We start from the raw sequence: 19,838 nt of genomic DNA on the forward strand, positions 1-19,838 counted from the left end.
CACCACCCGTGGGAGACGTCAGCCCGTAAGCACCAGCTCCGAACTGATCGTCTCCCACAACGCGTTGAACCACAGGTGCGACTGCTCCACGAACGTGGTGTCCCGCAGCCCGGCGCCCTGCCGGAAGGCGAACAGCATGGACCGGGTGCCCTGGGCGTCGTACATCGCCCGCCGCTCGTGATCGATCTCGGCCTCCCGGCGCGTCAGCGTGTAGTACGCGAACAGCGCCTCCGTGCCGTTGAGCAGGTACAGCTTCACCGGCGGGGTGAAGGGCAGCGCGCGGAACGTGACACGCACGTCGATGCCGTGCGTGGCGCGCAGGGCCAGCAGGTTGTGCTCCAGGACCTGCCCCTGGGCGTTGCGCATCGCCAGCCACCGCTCGTGCACCGAGTCGGCACCGCGCCCCTCGACCGGCACCGGGAAGGCGAGGTCGATGTCCCGGCTCGGCAACAGCACCCGGACGTCGACCTTGGCCGGTTTCAGCCGTCCGGCGTGGATCTGCCGCAGCGGCTCGCCGATGGCCAGGGTGAGGGAGATGGACGTCAGGCACACGGCGTCGATCTCCACGTGCTCCGCCGCGAACGCCGTCGCGATCCGGGGCGCCAGCGCCACCGTCGTGGGCAGCGGCGGGGCTTGTGGGCCGGTCAGCGCGCCGACGGGGTCCGCGGCGACGGTCGCCGGGCTGCCCTTGGACACGTTGGTGAGCAGCCGCTCGGACTGAAGGATGCGCAGCGCCTGCCGCACGGCACCGCGCTCCACACCGAACTCGTGGGCCAGCTGGGCCTGGGTGGGCATGCGCGCACCCGGCCGCAGCACCCCTGACCTGATCCGGGCGCGCAGCTCGTCGGCCACCTCGTGATGTGTCCTCTGTGGCCGTTGCGACCTCTTCCGCCCAGTGGCGGAGTCGTGTTCCGGGTCCACAGCCGAACACTACAACTTCCCGCCATCTTGCGGCAGTTCAGGGAAAGGTGGTTATGAGCCGGTTCGGGGCGGAGATAAAGACAGTGAGTTGGTCACCAACTTCGGGGACATGGTCACACCTTCGGAAGGTTGGCCACCCGCCAGGGGACTCCCTTCCGGAGGGGAGCCGGGAGTCCCGCCCGTCGGCACCGCCGCACCACCACAACTGAACAGCTCGCTACGGATGCGGGTCCCAGCACGCCGGCAGAAGGGAGCGGCTCAGAACATGTCCGGGCACCACGGCCGCCCGGCGTACGCGGCAGGGCGTCGGCCTTCCGGGCGGCGCCCGCTCGTTCCTCGCGCACCCGCCCCAGCGCCGCCAGCCGCACCGCCGACTCGTCCCCGAGCCACAGCGCGGCCAGCTCGCCCGGCCCGCGGTAGCGCCCGCCGGTCAGCCCGTCCACCCCGGCGATCTCCGGCACCAGCGATCCGTGGCCGTCGTAGGTCCGGGCCTCAAGCGCCCGGTCGGCGTCCAGGATCCGCACCCACAGCCAGTGGGCCGGCGTGGTGATCCCGGCTGCCACCCTCTTCCCCCGGGGCGGTTCACACCAGCAGGTCCTCGACCTGCGCCTCCCCCTCGCGGTAGCGGCGCGCGATCTCCGCGCCGCACTCGTCGGCCGTGCGCTGGAGCCGCCGGCGGCGCCGGGAGACCTGCTGTTCGTAGCGCTCGAGCCGGCCCATCGCGGTGTTCAGCTCCAGGTCGGTGCGCGCGTCCAGGTCGGACAGTTCGACCTCGTCGAGCATCTCCGTGGCCAGCCGCCGGAACTCCTCGCCCTTCGGGGTGCCCAGGGTCAGGTGCCGGGCCGAGGAGCGGTGCCGGGCCGGGGCGTCCCGCAGGATGTCCGCCAGCCGCTCCACCACCGACGTCTCCCCGGGTGCCGTGACACAGGCGGCGCCCGCCGGGGCACGCCGGGCCACCTCGGCGCGCAGGATGTCGATCCGCCCCTGGAGCAGCCGCCGCAGATAGCTGAGGTCGGCCTCGTCGCGCTGGGTCTCGCGGCGCAGCGTGCGCAGTTCGGGCAGGCTCAGCGCGGACAGCCGGTCCTCGGGGCTGTCCGAGGGCAGCCGCGGGCTGTCGGTGCGCTGCGTGGGCGGCCGGTGGTATTCCGGCGCGCCGATCCCCGTGTACGTCGACCGGAAAGCCGCCTGCTGCTGTCCGGTGCTTGATGTGCTCATGTGCCTCAACCGTCCCCTCGACCGGTGTGTGCATGCATCGTGCCACCCCAAGTGGTCCCTATGGGAACGAGTGGTCCCGATAGACCCCAGATGGGCGGTTAAGCAGCAAAATACGGTCCAGCAGGGGCCGTTGGCGTCCGGGGCAAACCACCCTTTCGGGCCATGCGCACACCACGCGCGGCCCTGACGTCACCTCCCGGCATGATGGACACATGCGAGCAGTGGTGCAGAGGGTGGACGGCGCGAGCGTCGTCGTGGACGGCGAGACGGTGGGCGCGATCGAGGGCGAGGGGCTGTGCGTCCTCGTCGGCGTCACCCACGAGGACACCAAGGAGAAGGCGGCCCAGCTGGCCCGCAAGCTCTGGTCGATCCGCATGCTGCACGGGGAGAAGTCCTGCAGCGACATCGACGCCCCGCTCCTGGTGATCAGCCAGTTCACCCTCTACGGCGACGCCCGCAAGGGCCGCCGCCCCACCTGGAACGCCGCCGCCCCCGGCGATGTGGCCGAGCCCCTCGTCGACGAGGTCGTCGCCCAGTTGCGCTCCCTGGGCGCGACGGTGGCCACGGGCCGCTTCGGAGCGGCGATGAGGGTATCGCTCACGAACGACGGCCCGTTCACCGTGCAGATCGACATCTGACCCGAAAGGTCTACAAGCGTCAGGGCTCGACGACGACTTCCTGGGCCGCCGCGGTGTCCCCGGCCATCAACGGGGCGTCCACCGCCACGTTCCGCTTCACCAGGGCGAGGGCGATCGGACCGAGTTCGTGGTGGCGGGCCGACGTCGTGACGAAGCCGACCTTGCGGCCGTCGGGGCCTTCCTCGGCGAGCCGCAGTTCCGTCCCGGCCGCGGGCAGGTGGACCTCGCTGCCGTCGAGGTGCAGGAAGACCAGCCGGCGCGGCGGCTTGCCCAGGTTCTGCACCCGGGCGACCGTCTCCTGGCCCCGGTAGCAGCCCTTCTGCAGGTGCACGGCCGAGCCGATCCAGCCCAGCTCGTGCGGGATGGTGCGGTGGTCGGTCTCGAAGCCGAGCCGGGGCCGGTGCTGCTCCACGCGCAGAGCCTCGTGGGCGAGGACCCCGGCGGGCGGCCCGGCCTGCGCCGCGTAGGACTCCAGGTCGGCGCGCGGCAGGAACAGGTCCCGGCCGTACGAGGTCTCCCGGACGACGACGCCCTCGGGGACCTCGGCGATGGAGCCCGCCGGGAGGTGGACGAGCGCAATGTCGGCGGTGCGGTCGGCGACCTCGACCCGGTAGAAGAACTTCATCGACTCCAGGTAGGCGATCAGCGCCTCCTCGGTGCCCGGCTCGACGTGGGCCCAGACCGTGGCGCCGTCGTCGACGAGGTACAGGGCGTGCTCGATGTGCCCGTTCGCGGAGAGGATCAGCGCCTCGGTGGCCCGGCCCGGCGGGAGCTCGCTGACGTGCTGGGTGAGCAGCAGGTGCAGCCAGGCGAGCCGGTCCTCGCCGGTGACGGTGACGACCCCGCGGTGCGAGAGGTCCACGAATCCGGTGCCCTCGGCGAGGGCACGCTGCTCACGGAACAGATCGCCGTAGTGGGCGGCGACACCTTCGTCCACGCCCTCGGCGGGGACGGCACCGGGCAGGGTCAGCAGAGGGCTCTTCATGTCCGTAAGCCTACGACTCGGTAGTTGAAGCCTTGAGCGTGCAGTCCTCGCACCGGCCGAAGATCGCGAAGTGCTTCATGTCGGTGTCGAAGCCGAACGTCTCGCGCAGCTTGTCGGTGAACTCGGCGGCCACCGAGACGTCCGCCTCGATCACGTTCTGGCAGTCGCGGCAGACCAGGTGGATGTGGTGGTGCCGGTCGGCGAGGTGGTAGGTCGGCGCGCCGTGCCCCAGATGCGCGTGACTGACCAGGCCGAGCTCCTCCAGCAGCTCCAGCGTCCGGTACACCGTGGAAATGTTGACCCCCGACGCCGTCTTCCTCACTTCCACGAGGATGTCGTCGGGGGTCGCGTGCTCCAGGGTGTCCACGGCTTCGAGCACGAGTTGCCGCTGCGGGGTCAGCCGGTAGCCGCGCTGCCGCAGATCGCTCTTCCAGTCGGTGCTCACCACACCCCAGAGTCTAGGGCCTGTCGTTTGGATCATGCCGGCGTCGCGGGGCGTGGTACGCGCATCTGCCGCGTTGTCGTCGGTTGTCAACGCTCCGCGTTGACGCCCTCCTCCGCCTTGCAGCTGCACGCACCACGCCCCGCTCGGCTCGGCCGAGAGGCCCAGTCACTCCCGGCCGACCTGATCCAAACGACAGGCCCTAGGACTACTTAAAGAAAGCGATGCCGTCGTCCGGCATGTCGTCGGGCAGGGCCTTGGCCCAGCGCTCGACCTCCTCCGGGGTGACGACCTTCTTGAGGTGGGCCGACATGTAGGGGCGCAGCTCGACCTCGGGGGTCTGCTTCTCACCGACCCACATCAGGTCGCTCTTGACGTAGCCGTACAGGCGCTTGCCGCCGGTGTAGGGCTGGGAGGCGGCGGTGCGGGCCACCGCGTCCGTCACGAGGTCGATCTGCGGCTTCTTGTCGGCCAGCTCGCCGTACCAGATCTCGATGACGCCGTCGTCGCGGGTCATCGTCACCTCGACCTTGCGGCCGGCGTCGATCCGCCAGAAGCCGTGCTCGGACTCCAGCGGGCGGACCTTGTTGCCGTCGTTGTCCAGGACCCACGTGTGGGACCGGTACTCCAGGAAGTCCCGGCCGTCGTGGGTGAAGGCGACCTCCTGCCCGAAGTTGCACTTCTCGGAGCCGGGGAAGTCGTGCACTCCGGCGCCCGCCCAGTTGCCGAGCAGGAAGGCGAGCGGCACGAGGTCCTTGTGGAGGTCGGACGGGATCTCGATCATCAGAACTTCCTAGAGGGGGGTCAGCGCTGGCCCTGGTACAGCTTCTTCACGGTCAGTCCGGCGAAGGCGAGGACGCCGAGGGCGACCAGGACCAACAGGATTTCGAAGAAGATCTCCACGGGGTGCTCCTTGAGCGGGGTGCGAACGGTTGCACAGGGCCGGGACCAGCTTACGCGGGCCCCTTCGGCACTACGATTCCGGCTATGGCGAAGAAGCTGGTGATCAAGGTGACGGCCGGGGCGGACGCCCCCGAGCGGTGCTCCCAGGCGTTCACGGTGGCGGCGGTGGCCGTGGCCAGCGGTGTCGACGTCTCCCTGTGGCTGACCGGCGAGTCCGCCTGGTTCGCCCTGCCGGGCCGCGCCGCCGAGTTCGAGCTGCCGCACGCGGCTCCCCTGCCCGACCTGCTGGACTCCCTCCTGACGGCCGGCCGCGTCACCCTGTGCACACAGTGCGCGGCCCGCCGCGAGATCACGGAGCAGGACGTCATCAAGGGGGTCCGCATCGCGGGCGCGCAGGTCTTCGTCCAGGAGGCCATGGCGGCCGGGACGCAGGCGCTCGTCTACTGAGAGTCCGTGTACAGGCAGAACGGATGCCCGGCGGGGTCCAGCAGCACCCGCACGTCGTCCTGCGGCTGGAACCCGGCGAGCCGGGCCCCGGCGGCGACGGCCCGCGCGGTCTCCCGCTCCAGGTCGTCGACCTCGATGTCGAGGTGCATCATCATCTGCTGCCGCTCCGCAGTGGCCGGCCACAGGGGCGGCACGTACGCGGGCTCGGTCTGGAAGGACAGCCCCGTGCCGCCGTCCGGGGGCCGGATGTGCACCCAGTCGGGGCCGTCCTCGCCCGGCCGGACCTGCCAGCCGGGCAGCAGCCGCAGGTAGAAGTCCGCCAGTTCACGGGCGTCCGGTGCGTCCAGAGTCGCCGCCGCCAAGCGCATGGCCATCCCCCGGGCCGGTTCATCACCGGCGCTTCTTGCCGTCCAGCTCGTCCCACCACTCGTCGGACTGCGGGTCCCCGGAGGGGTCGTCCCACCACCGGTCCTCCGGTCCGCGCCGGTTCGCCACCATGGCCGCCACGGGCGGGATGACCATGGCGACGACGCACATCCCGACGGCGACCGGGACGGACCACAGGCGCACGACACCCCAGGCCAGCACGAAGAGGCCGATGCAGAGGCCCATCATCGCGAAGTACGTGTGACGCCGCCGTGCGTACATACGTCCAGCGTAGGTCCGGCCAGGCCGAAGGGCCGCACCCCAGGCGTCCAACCCGAGGGGTGCGGCCCTTCAGGGACCGATCGCCGTCAGACGGCGATCGCGACCTCCGCCAGGCCGCCCTGCTGGGCGACGACCGTGCGGTCGGCGGTGGCGCCGGGCACGAGGGCGCGGACGGTCCAGGTGCCCTCGGCCGCGTAGAAGCGGAACTGTCCGGTCGCCGAGGTCGGCACCTCGGCCGTGAACTCGCCGGTCGAGTCCAGCAGACGGACGTAACCCACCACGGGCTCGCCGTCCTTGGTCACCTGACCCTGGATGGTGGTCTCACCGGGCTTGATCGTCGAGGCGTCGGGGCCGCCGGCCTTCGCACCGCACATGTCGTACTCCTGAAGTCTGGAAAGGTCGGTCGGGTTGCTTACTTGTTGGCGCCGAGCTCGATCGGCACGCCCACGAGGGAGCCGTACTCGGTCCAGGAGCCGTCGTAGTTCTTGACGTTCTCCACGCCGAGGAGCTCGTGCAGCACGAACCAGGTCAGCGCGGAGCGCTCACCGATGCGGCAGTAGGCGATGGTGTCCTTGGCCAGGTCGACGTTCTCCGCGGCGTAGAGCTCCTTGAGCTCCTCGTCCGACTTGAAGGTGCCGTCGTCGTTGGCGTTCTTGGACCACGGGATGTTGCGGGCGCTGGGCACGTGGCCCGGGCGCTGCGACTGCTCCTGCGGCAGGTGGGCCGGGGCCAGCAGCTTGCCGGAGAACTCGTCGGGCGAGCGCACGTCGACGAGGTTCTGCGAGCCGATCGCGGCCACGACGTCGTCGCGGAAGGCGCGGATGGAGGTGTCCTGGGCCTTGGCCTTGTAGTCCGTCTTCGGACGCTCCGGCACCTCGTCGCCGGGGACCAGCTCGCGGGCGTCGAGCTCCCACTTCTTGCGGCCGCCGTCGAGGAGCTTGACGCTGTCGTGGCCGTACAGCTTGAAGTACCAGTAGGCGTAGGAGGCGAACCAGTTGTTGTTGCCGCCGTAGAGGACCACGGTGTGGTCGTTGCCGATGCCCTTCTCCGACAGGAGCTTCTCGAAGCCCTCCTGGTCGACGAAGTCACGGCGGACCGGGTCCTGGAGATCCTGCGTCCAGTCGATCCGGATGGCGTTGCGGATGTGGTTCTTCTCGTAGGCGGACGTGTCCTCGTCCACCTCGACGATCGCGATGGTCGGGTCGTCCAGGTGCTCCTGGAGCCAGTCGGCGTCGACCAGGACGTCGTTGCGGCTCATGCTTCTTCTCCTCCGGGGCAGTTACGGCGGGGCGTGCGAGTCTGCAGGGCGCACCCTTGAGGCAGGGCGGCGCACGGGTGCCCTGGATGCAGGGCTGCGGGGATGCGCGCGCCGGCGCGACTGCCGACGCGATCGCTCAGAAGGTGCGACAGAGCATGGCGGCGACGCGGCACAGGTCTACTGCCCGCCGCTTCGTGAGGTCCGCCTGTCGCTTCATAACGTCGATCGTAGGGACGGTCGGGCGGGCGTGTCACCGGTGTGTCGCATTCTGAGACACGACAATCCGCCATATGGGATGAAGAGCCTGCCGCGCCGGTCGCCGCATGGCGTCCGGCCGCCCGTATCCCCCGTCACATCTACGCTGCGGACATAGCCGTCTCGCCCACCGGACAGAGGGCGGGGTCCGCCGTGCCCCTGCCTACCCGGCCAGCCGGACGTCGGAACCCTTCACCGTGATCTCGACACCGTCCGGGGCGGCCTGGACCGTGTCCAGCTCGATGCCGCCGGGCAGGCCGTCGATCTTCTGCTGGAAGTCGGTGATCGCCCGGACCTTGTTCTCCGCGATGTCGACGCCGCCGAACTGGGGCAGGCCGTCGGCGTGCACCCGGACCGTGCCGTCCACGACCTTCACCGAGCTGAGCACGGACACCGGCTCCGGCAGCCTGGTGCCGAGGACCGTGGCCTCGACGGTGACCTTGATCTTGCCGTTGCCGCCGTCGGAGAGGCCGACGACCTTGGCGGTGACGCCCGGGGCGACCTGGGTCGGCTCGGACTTGGCCGTCTTCAGCAGTTCGTCGTAGGCGATGGTCGCGGTGCCGGTGGCGCTGGAGGCGGTGGCGGATCGGTAGTCGCCGGAGAACTCCACGCCCTTCATGTCGGCCTGGAGGTCGTCGATGCGGATCTTCTGCTCGCCGTTGCCCGCGGCGGCCTCGTAGTCCTTGATGCCGACCTCGACGTCGTCCAGGGAACCGCCGACGACCTGGGTGAGGAACGGGAAGCCCTTGATCGACACGTCCGGGGTGGCCGACAGGTTCTCCGTCGTCCTCAGCCGGTCGGCGGCCTCGTCCTCGGCGAAGCCGACCGCGACGCGGTCGGCGATCACGAAGAGCCCGCCCAGGATCACGACGAAGATCAGCAGTATTCGCAGTGCGCGCATTGCGGTGTTTCCCCCACCCAGTCGGTTAGACGGCGGTGCCTGACGACCGGGTGGCCGTCCCTTGCGTGAGGGTAACCCTGTGGGGAAGAGGAACCGGAGGATTGTTGATCATCTGTGACAGGGCGGGCGCCCGGCGTCCTGTCACAGAGGGATCTACGCCAGCGCCCTGCCCAGGACGTACACCGCCGGGGCCGCCGCGGCCAGTGGCAGGGCCACGCCCGCGGTGAAGTGGACGAAGCGGGACGGGTAGTCGTAGCTCGCGACCCGGTGGCCGATCAGGGCGCAGACGGCGGCCCCCGCGCCGAGGAAGGCGCCCGGGGTGCCGAGGTCCGTGACCGCGCCCATCGCGATGCCCGCACCCGCCGCCGCGAGCAGGGACACCACCACCGACACCGGTGTCGGCAGCGGCAGCGCGCGGGCCAGGACGGCCACCGCCACGGCCACCGCGCCCACCGTCACCGCGTCCGCGTCGGCCGCGAGGTAGCCGCCGGCCACGATCGCCAGCGCCGAGGCCGCGACCGTCGCCATCAGGCCGTACATCCGCTCGTCCGGGTCGGCGTGCGAGCGCAGCTGGAGGACCAGCGCGAGCAGCACCCACACTCCGATCGTGCCGAGGATCGCCGAGGGGGAGCGGCCCGAGACCAGCAGCGCCGCGTCCGCGGCCAGCGCGCCCGCGAAGCCCAGCGCGATGCCCTGCCGGGCCGGCCACATCCCGTTCAGCCGGAACCAGCCCGCGGCGGTGACGGCCTGGAGGATCACCAGCGGCACGAGCAGCGCGTACGTCCCGACGGCCGCCGCACCGGCCAGCAGCAGCCCGAGCAGCGCCGTCAGCGCGGCAGGCTGCGCCCCGGGCTCGATGATCGGGGAGCGCCCCTCGGCTCGCGCCCGCTGCGCGTCGGTGACGCGCGCGTTCCCGCCGACGGTGGCGGGGCCGTAGCCGGTGGCGGAGGCGTCGGCTGCGGCCGGCGCCCCGGATGCCCGCGGCGTCCGGGGACTCTGCGGCGGCCGGGGCGACTGCGGCGTCAGAATCGCCGTCTCCGGATCCGGCGCCTGCGCGGACACCGCCTGGTGGTTCTGCGTCTCCCAGGTCTGTCCCTGCCACTGCTGCGTGTACTGCTGCGCGGCGTGCGGGTCCTCGTACCCCTGGTGGCCCTGCCCGGGCCACGCCTGCGGCTGCTGCCCGTAGGGGTCGTAGCCGTCGTACGGCTGGTGCGGCTGGTTCGGCTGGTCGGTCATCGTCATCCTCCTGCGAACGGCGGGAGCACCTCGACCGTGCCGCCGTCGGCCAGCCGTACCGTCTCATGTCCACGGGTGCCCACCGGGTCACCGTCCACCAGGAAGGAGCACCGGCGCAGGACGCGCTCGAGCTCCCCGGGGTGGCGCTCGCGCACCCCGTCGAGCGCCTCGGCGAGCGTGGCCGCCTCATAGGGCTCCTCGGCCACCCCGGCCGCGGCCTTCGCGGCGGCCCAGTAGCGCACCGTGACCTTTGGCATCTGCTTCCTCAATGAATTCCGACGGTGAACCCCGTCAGGCTAGCCCGCCCGGCCGACGCCCCACTCCCCGATCCGGGCCAGGAGTTCGTCGCCCGCCGCGTGCTCGGCGTGCCCCATGCCCGGCTCCAGCCACAGTTCGCCCTGGTCACCGGCGGCCGCGGCCAGCATCCGCGGATGGTCGACCGGAAAGTAGCCGTCGGCGTCGCCGTGCACGATCAGCAGCGGGGTGGGGGCGATCCTCGGCACCGCCTCCACCGGTGAGAGGGGCACCGGGTTCCAGTCGCGGTGGTGGATGCGGGTCCGGAAGCCGTACCGGCCCACGATCCGCCCCTCGGGCCGGGTCACCAGCCAGTGCAGCCGCCGCATGGGCGCGGTGCCCCGGTAGTACCAGCGGGCCGGCGAGCTGACCGACACCACCGCGTCCGTCCGCCCCGGGTGCAGCGCCGCGTGCCGGAGCACCACCGAGCCGCCCATGGAGAAGCCCACCGTCACCACGCGCGCGTGCCCGTGGCTCCGCGCCCAGGCCACCGCCGCCGCCAGGTCGAGCACCTCGCGGTCGCCGACCGTGGAGTGCCCGCCGGACATGCCGTGCCCGCGGAAGGAGAAGGTGACCACGCCTCCGTGGACGGCGAACGCCTCCGCGATCCGCCGCACGTGCGGGCGGTCCACCGCGCCGGTGAACCCGTGGGCGACGACGAACACGGGGTGAGCGGAAGGAGTCCCCGAGGTGTCGTACGCGGCCGCTCCGGGCTCGTACACGGCGTCGATCGCGACACCGTCCGACGTCCGCAGAAACGCCCTCGACGGCATCCGCACAGGCTTTCCCCCACCCGTCTCGACATGCGGACGATCGGTGGAACGCGCCACATGACCTGCCGGACCAGAGCTCATGTGGGCTATTCTGCTGGGCAGAGGACTCGGGCACCGTAGCCCCCGGGTCCTTTTGTGCTTTCGGAAGCGTTGTATACGACGCGGGAAACCGCAGGTGTACGGGGCCTTCGGGATCGCAGAGCGGTGCTGTGCCAACAAACGTCCTCGCAGGGACCGAGGAGGAACCAGACATATGAGTTCTCTGCTGCTCCTGACCAACGCCCTCCAGCCGTCGACGGAGGTGCTTCCCGCCCTCGGCCTGCTCCTGCACAACGTGCGTGTGGCCCCCGCGGAGGGCCCGGCCCTCGTCGACACCCCCGGCGCCGACGTCATCCTCGTCGACGGCCGCCGTGATCTCCCCCAGGTCCGCAGCCTGTGCCAGCTGCTGCGCTCCACCGGGCCGGGCTGTCCGCTCGTCCTCGTCGTCACCGAGGGGGGCCTCGCCGCCGTCACCGCCGACTGGGGCATCGACGACGTCCTGCTCGACACCGCCGGCCCCGCGGAGGTCGAGGCGCGGCTGCGCCTGGCCATGGGCCGGCAGCAGATCGTCGGCGACGACTCCCCCATGGAGATCCGCAACGGCGACCTGTCGGTCGACGAGGCGACGTACTCGGCCAAGCTCAAGGGCCGCGTCCTGGACCTGACCTTCAAGGAGTTCGAGCTCCTGAAGTACCTCGCGCAGCACCCCGGCCGGGTCTTCACCCGCGCCCAGCTGCTCCAGGAGGTCTGGGGCTACGACTACTTCGGCGGTACGCGCACGGTCGACGTGCACGTCCGGCGGCTGCGCGCCAAGCTCGGCCCCGAGCACGAGTCGCTGATCGGCACCGTCCGGAACGTGGGTTATCGATTCGTTACGCCGGAGAAGGTGGAGCGGGCCGCCGAGGAGGCGAAGGCCAAGGCCGCCAAGGCAAAGCCGGACAGCGCGGACAAGTCGGTCGCCAGGGAGGCCGTCGACGCCAACGCCAAGGCATAGCGAGGCGTACAACGGCGCCGACCTGGGCATCGCTTCCCGCACGGGGTGCCCCGGACGGCGGTCGGGATATCGTACGGAACCTCCTTTACGCCCTGCCCGGAGCGGGTATATCCGCGTAGACTCCGCGCGTGGCCAAGGTGACTCGGGATGATGTGGCGCGGCTGGCAGGGACTTCCACTGCCGTGGTCAGCTATGTCATCAACAACGGACCCCGGCCGGTCGCCCCGGCCACGCGCGAGCGTGTCCTCGCCGCGATCAAGGAACTGGGGTACCGGCCCGACCGGGTGGCCCAGGCGATGGCGTCCCGGCGCACCGACCTCATAGGCCTGATCATCCCGGACGCCCGCCAGCCCTTCTTCGGGGAGATGGCGCACGCGGTCGAGCAGGCCGCCTCCGAGCGCGGGAAGATGGTCCTCGTCGGCAACACCGACTACGTGGGCGAGCGCGAGGTCCACTACCTGCGCGCCTTCCTCGGCATGCGGGTCTCCGGGCTCATCCTCGTCAGCCACGCGCTCAACGACCTGGCCGCCGCCGAGATCGAGGCCTGGGACGCCCGGGTGGTGCTGCTGCACGAGCGGCCCGAGGCCATCGACGACGTCGCCGTCACCACGGACGACCTGGGCGGCGCCGAGCTCGCCGTCCGGCACCTGCTGGAGCACGGCTACGAGTACGTCGCCTGTATGGGCGGCATAGCCGAGACCCCCGCGGTCGGCGACCCGGTCTCCGACCACGTCGAGGGCTGGCGCCGCGCGATGGACGACGCCGGGATCTCCACGGAGGGCCGCCTCTTCGAGGCCCTGTACAACCGCTACGACGCCTACCAGGCGGCCCTGAAGATCCTCTCGGGGCCCGAGCGGCCGCCGGCGATCTTCTGCTCCACCGACGACCAGGCGATCGGCCTGCTGCGCGCGGCGCGCGAGCTGCGCATCGACGTGCCCGGCGAGCTGGCGGTGGCCGGCTTCGACGACATCAAGGAGGCGGCGCTCACCGACCCGCCCCTGACGACGATCGCGTCCGACCGTCCGGCGATGGCCCGGGCGGCGGTGGACCTCGTCCTCGACGACGGGCTGCGGGTCGCGGGGGCCCGGCGCGAGCGGCTGAAGGTCTTCCCGTCGCGGCTGGTGACCCGGCAGTCCTGCGGCTGCGCGTAGCCTCCGGCGGGCGAGCCCGGCTCTTTATATCGGGCATACGAGGTTCTGTCGGGCTTCTCAGGGAGCACTCAGGAAGCTCTCATGGTCGGGCGACAAGCTCTGTTCCATGACCGAGAGCTTCCACCGCAGTGGCGAGTACGAGAACCCTTACGAGGGTCAGCAGCAGGCCCCGGTGAACCCCGAGTGGCCGCCCCCGCCGGCGTACGCCCCGGCGCATGCTCCGCATCCGAAGAAGCGCGGCCGTGGCCCGCTCGCCCTGGTCGCCGCCGTGGCGATCGTCGCGGCGGCGATAGGCGGCGGCACCGCCTACGGCATCCAGGAACTGACCGGCAACGACACCGTCGCCTCCAGCTCCACCAGCACCACCGTGGTCCCCTCCAGCCAGAAGGGCACGGTCGCCGGGGTCGCGAAGGCGGTCAGCCCGAGCATCGTCGAGATCAAGGCCGACTCCAACGCCGGCTCCTCCACCGGCTCCGGCGTGATCATCACCAGCGGCGGCGAGATCGTCACCAACAACCACGTCGTCGCCGGGGCCTCGCAGATCAAGGCGACGACCAGCGACGGCAAGTCGTACACCGCGAAGGTCGTCGGCACCGACAGCAAGAAGGACCTGGCGCTGATCAAGCTGGAGAACGCCTCCGGCCTGAAGGCGGCCACGCTCGGCGACTCGGCCGGGCTCCAGGTCGGGGACCAGGTCGTGGCGATCGGCTCCCCCGAAGGGCTGTCCGGCACCGTCACCAGCGGCATCATCTCGGCCCTCGACCGCGACGTCACCGTGCCGACCGAGGAGGGCCAGGACCAGGGCCAGGGCCAGGGCCAGCAGCAGTGGGGGCAGGGGCAGGGCGACGAGTGGCCGTTCGAGTTCGGCGGACGCCAGTTCAACGGCGACACCGGGTCCAGCACGACGACGTACAAGGCGCTCCAGACCGACGCGTCCCTCAACCCGGGCAACTCCGGTGGTGCGCTGATCGACATGAACGGCAACATCGTCGGGATCAACTCCGCCATGTACTCGCCGACGAGCCAGGCCTCCTCGTCCTCCGACGCGGGCAGCGTCGGCCTGGGCTTCGCCATCCCGATCAACACGGTCAAGGCCGACCTCGCGAAGCTGCGGGCGGGTGCGACCGACTGAGTCCCGGCCATCGACAGCGACGACAGCGAGGAGCAGGGCGATGATCGAGCGGGTTGCGCACCCGGAGCCGGGCGGGGACCCGGCGGGGATCGGGCTGCCCCTGGCGGTGGCGCACGAACTGCACCCGCCGACGGGCCGGGCGGCGGAGGTGGCGTCGACGGGGACGGCAGCGACCCGCCGGGCGTCGGGCAGGGCGACGGCCCGACGCCGCGCGGGACGGGGCTGACGCGCTTGCCGTCGCCCGGACCGATCCGCATCCGGCGCCACGGGCCACGGGCCACGAGGGTCGCTCCTCCCGTCACCGCCCGCCACCGGGCCGAGGCGCCTCCGGCATAGCGCGCCACCGGCGGACGTTCCTCCCCCATCGCCGCACGCCGCCGGGCCGGCGCTCCTCCCGTCACCGCCCGCTGACGTGGGACGCTGAGAGCGTCAACGCAGCACCCCCGTCCCCCTTCACCCCCTAGGACTCCCGACCCATGAGCCCCGCAGACGGTGACCGTGACCCGCAGCGCATCCTGATCGTCGACGACGAGCCGGCCGTACGCGAAGCGCTCCAGCGCAGTCTCGCGTTCGAGGGGTACGGGACCGAGGTCGCCGTCGACGGGGCGGACGCGCTGGACAAGGCTGCGGCCTACCGGCCCGACCTGGTCGTCCTCGACATCCAGATGCCGCGCATGGACGGCCTGACGGCGGCCCGCCGCATCCGCGCCACCGGGGACACCACGCCGATCCTGATGCTCACGGCCCGTGACACCGTCGGCGACCGTGTCACCGGCCTCGACGCGGGCGCCGACGACTACCTCGTCAAGCCCTTCGAACTCGACGAACTCTTCGCACGGATCCGCGCGTTGCTGCGCCGCAGCTCCTACGCGGCGACCGTGGGCGCGGCCGGCCCGGCCGACGAGGACGCGCTCACCTTCGCCGACCTGCGCATGGACCTGTCCACGCGCGAGGTCACGCGGGGCGGACGCCAGGTGGAGCTGACCCGGACGGAGTTCACGCTCCTGGAGATGTTCATGGCCCATCCGCGCCAGGTCCTCACCCGGGAGCAGATCCTCAAGGCCGTCTGGGGCTTCGACTTCGAGCCGTCGTCGAACTCCCTGGACGTGTACGTGATGTACCTGCGCCGCAAGACCGAGGCGGGCGGCGAGCCGCGGCTGGTGCACACGGTGCGGGGCGTCGGCTATGTGCTGCGGCAGGGCGGCACCGAGTGAACAAGCTCGTACGCCGGTTCCGCTCCCTGCCGATCCGCTCCCGGCTGGCCCTGCTGGTGGCGGCGGCCGTGGCGTTCGCCGTGGCGGCGGTCTCGGTGACCTGCTGGTTCATCGTGCAGGGCAAGCTGTACGACGAGATCGACAACGACCTGAAGTCGTCGGTCGCGCCGCTGCGCCCGGACGAGTTCCAGGCGCTCACCGGCGATTGCCGTCAGACGCCTTCGGACGCGCTGGGCATGGGGTCGCGGCCCAAGACCTACGGGCAGCTGGTCCGCGTCGACGGCAAGCTGTGTCTCTTCCCGTCCTCCACGACCCGGGTCCGCGTCACCGGCGACGACAAGGCCGTGGCCAGGGACCCCGACCCGAACCAGGGCCGCATCCGTGACGGCACGGACGACCACGGCAACAGGCTGCGCGTCCTGACGACGGCGGTCGTCATCAAGGACGACCACCTGCCTCCGGGCGTCGCCGCCGACTACTCCCTCGTCATCGCCCTGCCGCTCAAGGGAACGCAGTCCACGCTCAACGAACTGGCGCTGATCCTCCTGCTCGTCTCCGGCGTGGGAGTGCTGGGCGCCGGGGCCGCCGGACTGGCCGTCGCCCGGGCCGGGCTGCGCCCCGTCGACAAGCTGACGGACGCCGTCGAGCACGTGGCCCGCACGGAGGACCTGAACATCCGCATCCCCGTGGAGGACGACAGCGAGGACGAGATCGCCCGTCTGTCCCACTCCTTCAACGCCATGACCTCGGCCCTGGCCAGCTCCCGCGACCTCCAGCAGCAGCTGATCGCGGACGCCGGCCATGAGCTGCGCACCCCGCTCACCTCCCTGCGCACCAACATCGAACTCCTCACCCGCAGCGAGGAGACGGGCCGGCCCCTTCCCGAGGCGGACCGCAAGGCACTGCTCGCGTCGGTGAAGGCGCAGATGACGGAGCTGGCCGCACTCATCGGCGACCTCCAGGAACTGTCCCGCCCGGACACGGGCCAGCACGCGGGCCGGGCACAGATCGTCGCCTGGCAGGACACGGTCGAGTCGGCGCTGCGGCGGGCCCGGCTGCGCGGCCCGGAGCTGACGATCACGGCCGACATCGAGCCCTGGTTCGTCCGGGCGGAACCCTCCGCCCTGGAACGGGCGGTGGTCAACATCCTGGACAACGCGGTCAAGTTCAGCCCGGCGGGCGGCACGATCGAGGTCCGTCTGTCCGAGGGCGTCCTCACGGTCCGCGACCACGGCCCGGGCATCCCCGCCGACGAACTCCCCCACGTCTTCGACCGCTTCTGGCGCTCCCCGAGCGCCCGTGCGCTGCCGGGTTCGGGCCTGGGCCTGTCGATCGTCGCGCGTACGGTGCAGCAGGCCGGCGGCGAGGTGTCCCTGTCCCGGGCCGAGGGTGGCGGCACGGTGGCGACGGTACGGCTGCCGGGGGCGGCGGTGCCTCCGCCGGAGGAGCTGCCCCCTTCCGACTGACGGACGATCGCGCCCGCACGGGGCGGGCCGGCATCGGCAGGAGAAGGCGACCTGGACGACGCCGGCCCCTCGCTTGATCGAGGAAGTGCCCGCGGACAGACTGCCCTGCATGGATTCCGATTCAGGGCGTGGCCGCCAGGACGCGGACCGGAAGGTGCCGACGAGTGCCGGTCTGCCCTTCTTCCGCTACCACCCGGATCCCCTCGCCAGTGGGTCCATCCGCGCGGCCGCCGAGACGTGCGCCTGCTGCGAGCGCGACAGGGGATGGATCTACACGGCCACCTTCTACACCGCCCAGGACGTCAGCGGACGGTTCTGCCCGTGGTGCATCGCGGACGGGAGCGCGGCCGCACGCTTCACCGGTGAATTCGCCGACGCATGCGGGCTCGGCGGTGTGAGCGAGGACGTCCTGCACGAGGTCACCCGCCGCACCCCCGGCTTCCATGCCTGGCAGGATCCGCGCTGGCTCGTCCACTGCCAGGACGCCGCCGCGTTCCTCGGCGAAGTCGGCTACAGCGGGCTGGCGGCGCATCCCGAAGCGCTCGACCGGCTGCGGACCGACATGCGCGTCGACGGCCGGCACGACGAGGCCCGGCTTGAGCACTTCCTGACCAGCCTGGGCGAGGGGGCGAGCGCCATGCTCTTCCGCTGCACCGTCTGCGGGACACACCTGGCCTACGTCGACGCGTCCTGAAGGGCCGCGTGCGCGGCATCGAGGAAACCTCCGGCCCAAGTCCCTTGTGACGCAAGGCGGATACCCCGGCAACCTTTCCTCAGGGCGCGGCGACTCATCAGCGGTCATTCCCCCACATGGAACGGATCGCCGCATGAGTGAGCCGCGCAGCAGCGCCCAGCACCGTCGTCGCAGAAGCCGTACCGCCCTGGTGGTCGGGGTCCCCCTGGCCCTCACCGCCGCCGGTACCCTCGCCTACGGCACCGACCTCGGTGTCCTGGGTTCCACCGGCCGGCAGGCCTCGGCCGCCGCCCCCTCCTGGGCCACCGACACCGCCGACGGGTTCGCCTCCGTCAACTCCCTCGGGCAGAACGGGACCTACGGCGGCCGGGGCGGGAAGACCGTCACCGTCAAGACGCTCGCCGATCTGGAGAAGTACGCGACGGCGGCCGAGCCCTACGTCATCGTCGTCGCCGGGACCATCACGATGAACCCGGTCGGCAAAGAGATCAAGGTGCGGTCCGACAAGACCATCGTGGGTCAGGGGACCGCCGGACACATCGTCGGCGGCGGGTTCTTCCTCGGCCAGGGCGTGCACAACGTGATCATCCGGAACCTGACCATCCGGGACGCGTACCAGGGCATCTGGAACGACAAGGAGCACGACTTCGACGCGATCCAGATGGACGGCGCCCATCACGTCTGGATCGACCACAACGATCTGCGGCACATGGCCGACGGGCTCATCGACGTCCGCAAGGACAGCACGAACGTCACCGTGTCGTGGAACAAGCTCAGCGACAACAACAAGACCTTCGGCATCGGCTGGACCGAGAACGTCAAGACCGACATCACGATCCACCACAACTGGATCCGCGAGACCGAGCAGCGCAACCCCTCCACGGACAACGCCGCCCACGCGCACCTGTACAACAACTTCCTGGAGGATGCCCCGGGCACCGGCATCAAGTCCTCGTACGGGAACTACTCGCGCGGCGGCACGAGGATGGTGCTCGAGAACTCCCTCTTCCATGGCGTCGACAACCCCGTCATCAAGGACGGCGGCGCCTCGATCGTGCAGCGCGGCAATGTCTTCAGCGGCACCAGCGGGCGCAACGAGAGCGGCGGGAGCGCCTTCGACCCGAAGACGTACTACCCCTACACCCTCGACAAGGCCGCCTCCCTTCCGGCGCTCCTCACGTCCCAGGCCGGGCCGCGTGCTTCCCTCGGCACCACCGCCGCCTCCACCAGGGCCGCGGCCGCCACCACGCTCACCGTCGCCCAGGACGGCAGCGGCCAGTACCGCACCGTGCAGGCCGCCGTGAACGCCGTACCGGCGAACAACCCCTCGCGCGTGGTGATCGCCGTGAAGCCCGGGACGTACCGGGAACTGGTGAAGGTGCCCTCCAACAAGCCGCACGTCACCATCCGGGGTACCGGCAGCAGCCGCAAGGACACGACCATCGTCTACAACAACGCGTCCGGGACCCCGAAGCCCGGCGGCGGCACCTACGGCACGGGCGGCAGCGCCACGGTCGCCGTCGAGGCGGACGACTTCCAGGCGCGCAACCTGACCATCTCCAACGACTTCGACGAGAAGGCCAACCAGAACATCAAGGACCGGCAGGCCGTCGCCCTGCGGACCGCCGCCGACAAGGTGTTCCTCGACGGGATCATCGTCAGCGGCGACCAGGACACCCTGCTGCTGGACACCGCGTCGAAGGACCGGCTGGGCCGGGTGTACGTCAGCAACTCCTATGTCGTCGGCAACGTCGACTTCATCTTCGGCCGGGCCACCGCCGTGGTCGACAAGTCCGTCATCACGCTGAAGAAGCGCTGGGACGGAACCTCGGCCGGGTACATCACCGCGCCGAGCACCGCCGCGAACCGCAAGGGCATCCTGATCGCCAACTCCACGGTGAACGGCGACGTCTCGGCCGGGAGCTTCTACCTCGGCCGGCCCTGGCACGCGGGCGGGGACGCCACCCTCGACCCCCAGGCCACCGTCCGCAACACCAACCTGAGCAACGCGATCAAGTCCACGCCGTGGACCGACATGAGCGGCTTCTCCTGGAAGGACGACCGGTTCGCCGAGTACGGAAACTACGGCGCCGGTGCTGGCCCGGCGAGCGCCGACCGTCCTCATCTGACCGACGCGCAGGCCGCGGACCAGGAGGTCGCGGACTGGCTCGCGGGCTGGACGCCTTCGGCGTCCTGACGACTCCCTTCCGGGTCCGGCTGACGAGCGGCGCC

24 protein-coding genes and 1 pseudogene are annotated in these 19,838 nt (G+C 71.0%); 10 read left to right on the forward strand and 15 right to left on the reverse strand.

What is annotated here, in order from left to right:
• Positions 1-18: 18 nt before the first annotated feature.
• The 3 genes and pseudogenes from AB0I06_RS18880 to AB0I06_RS18890 all read right to left on the reverse strand — a co-directional run bounded on the left by AB0I06_RS18880 (position 19) and on the right by AB0I06_RS18890 (position 2,136).
• Positions 19-921, reverse strand: coding sequence for a winged helix-turn-helix domain-containing protein (locus AB0I06_RS18880; protein ID WP_363119937.1), 903 nt, complete (start codon positions 919-921; stop codon positions 19-21).
• Between the two features lie 258 nt (positions 922-1,179).
• Positions 1,180-1,481 (reverse strand): annotated as a pseudogene (locus AB0I06_RS18885) (sterol carrier protein domain-containing protein); the annotation flags it as partial.
• A gap of 22 nt (positions 1,482-1,503) precedes the next feature.
• The gene (locus AB0I06_RS18890) at positions 1,504-2,136 is read right to left on the reverse strand and encodes an aerial mycelium formation protein (protein ID WP_363119938.1); all 633 of its coding nucleotides are present in this window, start codon (positions 2,134-2,136) and stop codon (positions 1,504-1,506) included.
• 212 nt (positions 2,137-2,348) lie between these two features.
• On the opposite strand from AB0I06_RS18890, the gene dtd reads away from it, so the two are divergent.
• Positions 2,349-2,774 (forward strand): D-aminoacyl-tRNA deacylase, encoded by a 426-nt coding sequence (dtd, locus tag AB0I06_RS18895; protein WP_363119939.1) that lies wholly within the window; start codon positions 2,349-2,351, stop codon positions 2,772-2,774.
• 19 nt (positions 2,775-2,793) lie between these two features.
• On the opposite strand, the gene AB0I06_RS18900 is transcribed toward dtd, so the two are convergent.
• From AB0I06_RS18900 to AB0I06_RS18910, 3 genes are all read right to left on the reverse strand, one after another.
• Positions 2,794-3,759: a folate-binding protein gene (locus tag AB0I06_RS18900; protein ID WP_363119940.1), complete on the reverse strand. Its 966-nt coding sequence runs from the start codon at positions 3,757-3,759 to the stop codon at positions 2,794-2,796.
• Between the two features lie 10 nt (positions 3,760-3,769).
• Entirely contained in the window at positions 3,770-4,207 is a 438-nt protein-coding gene (locus AB0I06_RS18905; protein WP_363119941.1) for a transcriptional repressor, read from the reverse strand.
• Positions 4,208-4,409: 202 nt separating this feature from the next.
• The gene (locus AB0I06_RS18910) at positions 4,410-4,985 is read right to left on the reverse strand and encodes an FABP family protein (protein WP_363119942.1); all 576 of its coding nucleotides are present in this window, start codon (positions 4,983-4,985) and stop codon (positions 4,410-4,412) included.
• Positions 4,986-5,188: 203 nt separating this feature from the next.
• Between AB0I06_RS18910 and AB0I06_RS18915 the strand changes: the two genes are divergently transcribed.
• Positions 5,189-5,551: a DsrE family protein gene (locus tag AB0I06_RS18915; protein ID WP_363119943.1), complete on the forward strand. Its 363-nt coding sequence runs from the start codon at positions 5,189-5,191 to the stop codon at positions 5,549-5,551.
• Here AB0I06_RS18915 and AB0I06_RS18920 read toward each other — a convergent pair.
• From AB0I06_RS18920 to AB0I06_RS18960, 9 genes are all read right to left on the reverse strand, one after another.
• Positions 5,545-5,919: a VOC family protein gene (locus AB0I06_RS18920; protein ID WP_363120006.1), complete on the reverse strand. Its 375-nt coding sequence runs from the start codon at positions 5,917-5,919 to the stop codon at positions 5,545-5,547. The genes AB0I06_RS18915 and AB0I06_RS18920 overlap by 7 nt on opposite strands.
• A gap of 22 nt (positions 5,920-5,941) precedes the next feature.
• Positions 5,942-6,199, reverse strand: coding sequence for a DUF3099 domain-containing protein (locus tag AB0I06_RS18925; RefSeq protein WP_358279301.1), 258 nt, complete (start codon positions 6,197-6,199; stop codon positions 5,942-5,944).
• A gap of 86 nt (positions 6,200-6,285) precedes the next feature.
• Positions 6,286-6,573 carry a DUF1416 domain-containing protein gene (locus AB0I06_RS18930; RefSeq protein ID WP_003991226.1) on the reverse strand — a complete coding sequence of 96 codons (288 nt, stop codon included), beginning with the start codon at positions 6,571-6,573 and terminating at the stop codon, positions 6,286-6,288.
• Positions 6,574-6,611: 38 nt separating this feature from the next.
• Positions 6,612-7,457, reverse strand: coding sequence for a sulfurtransferase (locus AB0I06_RS18935; RefSeq protein ID WP_363119944.1), 846 nt, complete (start codon positions 7,455-7,457; stop codon positions 6,612-6,614).
• 136 nt (positions 7,458-7,593) lie between these two features.
• Positions 7,594-7,674, reverse strand: a complete 81-nt coding sequence (locus AB0I06_RS18940; RefSeq protein ID WP_350310325.1) for a putative leader peptide — start codon at positions 7,672-7,674, stop codon at positions 7,594-7,596.
• A gap of 201 nt (positions 7,675-7,875) precedes the next feature.
• Positions 7,876-8,613 (reverse strand): DUF2993 domain-containing protein, encoded by a 738-nt coding sequence (locus AB0I06_RS18945; protein ID WP_363119945.1) that lies wholly within the window; start codon positions 8,611-8,613, stop codon positions 7,876-7,878.
• Positions 8,614-8,766: 153 nt separating this feature from the next.
• Entirely contained in the window at positions 8,767-9,849 is a 1,083-nt protein-coding gene (locus AB0I06_RS18950; protein ID WP_363119946.1) for a hypothetical protein, read from the reverse strand.
• A 2-nt stretch (positions 9,850-9,851) separates the two neighbouring features.
• A complete protein-coding gene (locus AB0I06_RS18955; protein WP_010036212.1) occupies positions 9,852-10,106 on the reverse strand; it encodes a MoaD/ThiS family protein in 255 nt (84 codons plus the stop codon).
• A gap of 39 nt (positions 10,107-10,145) precedes the next feature.
• The gene (locus AB0I06_RS18960; protein WP_363119947.1) at positions 10,146-10,997 is read right to left on the reverse strand and encodes an alpha/beta fold hydrolase; all 852 of its coding nucleotides are present in this window, start codon (positions 10,995-10,997) and stop codon (positions 10,146-10,148) included.
• A 172-nt stretch (positions 10,998-11,169) separates the two neighbouring features.
• Here AB0I06_RS18960 and AB0I06_RS18965 point away from each other — a divergent pair, with 172 nt between their 5' ends.
• From AB0I06_RS18965 to AB0I06_RS19000, 8 genes are all read left to right on the forward strand, one after another.
• The gene (locus tag AB0I06_RS18965; RefSeq protein ID WP_363119948.1) at positions 11,170-11,949 is read left to right on the forward strand and encodes a response regulator transcription factor; all 780 of its coding nucleotides are present in this window, start codon (positions 11,170-11,172) and stop codon (positions 11,947-11,949) included.
• Between the two features lie 128 nt (positions 11,950-12,077).
• The gene (locus tag AB0I06_RS18970; protein ID WP_363119949.1) at positions 12,078-13,100 is read left to right on the forward strand and encodes a LacI family DNA-binding transcriptional regulator; all 1,023 of its coding nucleotides are present in this window, start codon (positions 12,078-12,080) and stop codon (positions 13,098-13,100) included.
• A 106-nt stretch (positions 13,101-13,206) separates the two neighbouring features.
• Positions 13,207-14,232 carry a trypsin-like peptidase domain-containing protein gene (locus tag AB0I06_RS18975; protein WP_363119950.1) on the forward strand — a complete coding sequence of 342 codons (1,026 nt, stop codon included), beginning with the start codon at positions 13,207-13,209 and terminating at the stop codon, positions 14,230-14,232.
• Positions 14,233-14,272: 40 nt separating this feature from the next.
• Positions 14,273-14,458, forward strand: a complete 186-nt coding sequence (locus tag AB0I06_RS18980; protein WP_363119951.1) for a hypothetical protein — start codon at positions 14,273-14,275, stop codon at positions 14,456-14,458.
• A 250-nt stretch (positions 14,459-14,708) separates the two neighbouring features.
• Positions 14,709-15,446 (forward strand): response regulator transcription factor, encoded by a 738-nt coding sequence (locus tag AB0I06_RS18985; RefSeq protein WP_363119952.1) that lies wholly within the window; start codon positions 14,709-14,711, stop codon positions 15,444-15,446.
• Positions 15,443-16,912, forward strand: coding sequence for a HAMP domain-containing sensor histidine kinase (locus AB0I06_RS18990; RefSeq protein ID WP_363119953.1), 1,470 nt, complete (start codon positions 15,443-15,445; stop codon positions 16,910-16,912). The genes AB0I06_RS18985 and AB0I06_RS18990 overlap by 4 nt, the downstream gene beginning before the upstream one ends.
• 109 nt (positions 16,913-17,021) lie before the next feature.
• Positions 17,022-17,606, forward strand: a complete 585-nt coding sequence (locus tag AB0I06_RS18995) for a CbrC family protein (protein WP_363119954.1) — start codon at positions 17,022-17,024, stop codon at positions 17,604-17,606.
• A 133-nt stretch (positions 17,607-17,739) separates the two neighbouring features.
• Positions 17,740-19,803, forward strand: a complete 2,064-nt coding sequence (locus tag AB0I06_RS19000; protein ID WP_363119955.1) for a pectinesterase family protein — start codon at positions 17,740-17,742, stop codon at positions 19,801-19,803.
• The last annotated feature ends 35 nt before the right edge of the window (positions 19,804-19,838 follow it).

The organism is Streptomyces sp. NPDC050674, assembly GCF_040654575.1.
Classification (GTDB): Bacteria; Actinomycetota; Actinomycetes; order Streptomycetales; family Streptomycetaceae; genus Streptomyces.